Genomic DNA, 2,450 nt, shown 5'->3' on the forward strand with positions numbered 1-2,450 from the left:
CGCCACCGCCGACCACACCGGCCGGACCCCGGCAGGTCACCTATTCAGTGACCGGCACCAAGGCTCCCGGCGACATCATCACGGTGACATATGTCGATGCCAGCGGTCGACGACGCACCCAGCACAATGTCTACATCCCGTGGTCGATCACCGTCACACCGATCTCGCAGTCCGAGGTCGGGTCGGTCGAGGCGTCCAGCCTTTTCCGGCTCAGTAGGCTGAACTGCTCGATCACCACGAGCGACGGCACGGTGCTGAGTTCCAACGCCGCCAACGCACCGCAGACGAGCTGCTGATGGCCGACAGGTTCTCCGCCGACCGGCGCGGGTGGCCGATCGTGTCGCCGCTGGCCACCGACCGCATCCTGGTCGGCACGTGCGCCGCCATCTGGCTGGTGCTGGTCGGCGCGAGCGTAGCCGCTGTGGTGGCGTTGATGGACCTGGGCCGGGGGTTCAGCAAGTCGCCGGGCAGCCAGCACACACCCGCTGTGCTCTACACCGTCATCATCGTCTCCGCGCTGGTCATCGCGGCCGCCATTCCAGTGCTGGTGCGCGCACGGCGCATCAGCCGGGCCAGGTCTACCCTCCCGGCCGGCACCCTGACGGGTCGTTCAGGTGAGCAGGCACGCGAGCCCGGCTACTCCTCGCCGCCCGCGGTGACGGCTGAGCCCGGCACGGAGCGGTTGCCGACGCTGGAGTCGGTCGCGCTGTCGCGTGCGGAGGTGGATCGCATCTGGCTGCGGGGCGCGATAACGCTGCTGGCCGTGATGGGCGGCGCGCTGATCTTCGTCGCGGTGGCCACCTACCTGATGGCCATCGGCCGCAACGGCTTGGCGTGGACCGGCTATGGTCTGGCTGCCGCCGTCACCGCGACCATGCCGGTGCTGGTGTGGTGGCACGACCGGCAGCTGCACCGCATGCTCGCCGCCGGCACGTCGTTTGAGTAACCCCTTCGGGTGTCCGTGCGTTGAGCCGGCGCCGGCCTGACGGGCTAGTGCCCGTTCCTTGAGCCGTTGGTCGAACCGTTGTGTTCGCCGTTGGTGGAGCCGTTGCGCTGGCCCTGGTGTTCCCGTAGCGCGGTCATGGCACGTTGTTCGCCGCTGTGGGCGGCGTGACGCAGTGCGGCGTCCTCGCTGAGCGGGTCGGCGCGCAGCAAGCTGCCCGAGCCGGGGGAGCCGGCCGAGCCGAGTCGGTTCATCTTGCTTGGCACGGGGGCGCCCTGGTACTCCAACGGCAGCGGGTGGCCGTGGTCGTCGACCGGGCCCAACGGCTGATGCAGCTCGATGTAGGCGCCGTGCGGCAGACGTTTGATGATGCCGGTTTCGATGCCGTGTTCGAGCACCTCGCGGTCGCTGCGCTGCAGACCGACACACCACCGGTAGGCGACGAAATAGGTCAAGGGCGGTAGCAGCACCATGCCGATCCGCGCGATCCAGGTGGTGGCGTTCAGCGAGATGTGGAACTTGAACGCGATGACGTCGTTACACGCGCTCAAGGTCAACACCATGTAGAACGCAATCGCCATCGATCCCACCCCGGTGCGCACCGGCACGTCGCGGGGCCGCTGCAGCAGGTTGTGGTGGGCGTTGTCGCCGGTGAACCGCTTCTCCAGGAACGGGTAGATGGTCAGCAGCACGAAGATCAAACCCATGAGGGTGGCGACCCACACTGCGGCCGGAATGGTGTGGTGGAAGAAGTAGAACTCCCACGGCGGCCAGATACGGGCCAGCCCTTCGGTCCACATCATGTAGAAGTCCGGCTGCGAGCCAGAGGAAACCTGCGAGGGTTTGTACGGGCCGAGATTCCAGATCGGGTTGATCTGCAGCAAACCGCCCATCAACCCGAGCACCGCCACGGTCAACGCGAAGAACGCGCCGGATTTCACCGCGAACACCGGCATCACCCGCACCCCGACCACATTGGTCTCAGTGCGCCCGGGCCCGGGGAACTGGGTGTGCTTCTGGAACCACACGAACGCCAGGTGCGCCCCGATCAGCGCGAGGATGATGCCCGGCAGCAGCAGGATGTGCAGGGCGTACATCCGGGGAATGATGAAGCCGCCCTCAGCACAGTTGTACCCCACACCGCCGCAAGGGAAGTCGCCACCGAACAGGGCCCAGTGCAACCAGGTGCCGATCACCGGCATGCCCAGCGTGATCGATGACAAAGCGGCCCGTAGCCCGATGCCGGACAGCAGGTCGTCGGGCAGCGAGTAGCCGAAATAGCCCTCGAACATGGCCAGGATCAGCAGCAGCGACCCGATCACCCAGTTGGCCTCCCGCGGCCGGCGGAACGCCCCAGTGAAGAAGATCCGGGCCAAGTGCACCATGATCGACGCGGCGAACAGCAACGCCGCCCAGTGGTGCACCTGTCGCACGAACAACCCGCCGCGCACCTCGAAGCTGATGTTCAGCGTCGACTCGTAGGCCTTCGACATCTCCACGCCGCGCA

3 protein-coding genes are annotated in these 2,450 nt (G+C 66.9%); 2 read left to right on the top strand and 1 reads right to left on the bottom strand.

Annotation, left to right across the window (positions count from 1 at the left end; translation table 11 throughout):
* Positions 1-296, top strand: a 296-nt coding sequence (locus WA317_RS05065; RefSeq protein WP_425172002.1) for an MmpS family transport accessory protein, incomplete at its 5' end; no start/stop codon positions are given.
* Complete coding sequence (locus tag WA317_RS05070) at positions 296-946, top strand: DUF2561 family protein (protein WP_425172003.1); 651 nt, start codon at positions 296-298, stop codon at positions 944-946. The genes WA317_RS05065 and WA317_RS05070, both read left to right, overlap by 1 nt.
* A gap of 44 nt (positions 947-990) precedes the next feature.
* Here WA317_RS05070 and WA317_RS05075 read toward each other — a convergent pair.
* Positions 991-2,450: cytochrome b (locus WA317_RS05075; protein WP_425172004.1), on the bottom strand; the 1,460-nt coding region annotated here is incomplete at its 5' end.

It is taken from the genome of Mycobacterium sp. (genome assembly GCF_049802695.1).
Lineage (GTDB): Bacteria > Actinomycetota > Actinomycetes > Mycobacteriales > Mycobacteriaceae > Mycobacterium.

What these genes read in the sequence shown, in the direction of transcription:
- WA317_RS05070 (WP_425172003.1), top strand. Translation starts at nt 296, where the DNA reads ATGGCCGACAGGTTCTCCGCCGACCGGCGCGGGTGGCCGATCGTGTCG.